We start from the raw sequence: 264 nt of genomic DNA on the forward strand, positions 1-264 counted from the left end.
TCGTCACGTTGTACCAGATCTTCACCGGTTTCATCGTCTTTACCGGCCACTTTTGGCGCATTGTAGATTACGTGGTAGACACGGCCAGAGCCTGGGTGCACACGACGGCCACTCAGACGTTTGACGATTTCTTCATCATCAACATCGATTTCAACGACATGATCGATCACCACGCCAGCTTCCAGCATGGCTTCCGCTTGAGGAATAGTGCGAGGAAATCCATCAAACAGAAAACCGTTAACACAGTCTTCCTGAGTAATACGT

1 protein-coding gene is annotated in these 264 nt (G+C 49.2%); it reads right to left on the reverse strand.

The window, feature by feature from the left end; genetic code table 11:
* The coding region (locus Q4563_RS20395; protein WP_303605811.1) for a nucleoside monophosphate kinase at positions 1 to 264 on the reverse strand (264 nt) is incomplete at both ends.

The sequence above is a fragment of the Gilvimarinus sp. 1_MG-2023 genome, from assembly GCF_030548285.1.